At 40.0% G+C, this 912-nt stretch carries 1 protein-coding gene and 1 pseudogene; both read left to right on the top strand.

The genetic code is table 11. The annotated features are described in order from the left end of the window. A partial coding sequence (locus QL982_RS14455) for a DUF2345 domain-containing protein (RefSeq protein WP_290190450.1) occupies positions 1–525 on the top strand: 525 nt, incomplete at its 5' end. Next, positions 525–912: pseudogene (locus QL982_RS14450) on the top strand (hypothetical protein); the annotation flags it as partial. The gene QL982_RS14455 and the pseudogene QL982_RS14450, both read left to right, overlap by 1 nt.

Genomic DNA, 912 nt, shown 5'->3' with positions numbered 1-912 from the left:
GCTGATGGTCAGTTCAGTATGACAAATGCGAAAGACAATATTATGCTGTCTGCGCATACAGGAAAGCTTGAGGCGACGGCAAAGCAAGATGTGAATATGTCATCCTCAACTAAAGAAGTTGAGGTGGTGGCAACGAATAAGATTACGCTGACGGCGGGCGGTGCGAGTATTACGCTAGATGGCGGTGATATTACGATTGCGGCGATGCAGTTTACGGAGAAGGCTGGTAAGCATAGTCGTGATAGCGGCGGGATGGATGGGCTGAGTTTGGCGGGGTTGCCTAGTATCATTCCTGAGAAAAAGACGCTGATGGATGGGGTTTATAATTTGGCTTACCAGTTTATCAACGATGAAAAAGAGCCTTATGCTAACATACCTTATACCGCTATAAATAAACGTACAGGCGAGGAGTTCAATGGAGTGACTGATAAAGACGGTTGGTCAGAACGTTTCTATTCTAATAATGAAGATGAGATTGAGGTACACTTAGAGCTTGATTGGCAAACAAAAATAGGGAAGAAATAATGACAGAGGATGTTGTTTCAAATGCTATTTCGCGAGCAAGTCCAGAGAACAATAGAACTATACAAATTTCAGATGAGTATTATTTAATAATTGGATTTGAAGTTAACTTACTTGAAAGTCTTGTAATAGATGGTGAGACTTACGAAAAAGCCTTTGATAAAACCACAAATACCCAAGACTTGACTGTTGAAGACGGCTATGGTCACAATTATTTTATTACTATAAAAAATGGTATTGTTGATACATTCTTCAGTTTTGGGCCAGGTGTAGATTTAAATGCAGGAACACCTGAAGAAATCGAAGAGAGCACATACGCTACTCCAAGTTTTCTAGAAAGGCAAAAAGGTATAGATGAGTATAGTGGAAAAAGACCTGGTAATACTGAAT

Origin of the sequence: Psychrobacter sp. 5A.1, from assembly GCF_030407455.1 — a bacterium.
Taxonomy (GTDB): domain Bacteria; phylum Pseudomonadota; class Gammaproteobacteria; order Pseudomonadales; family Moraxellaceae; genus Psychrobacter.
This window is presented reverse-complemented; position numbering and strand designations above follow the sequence as displayed.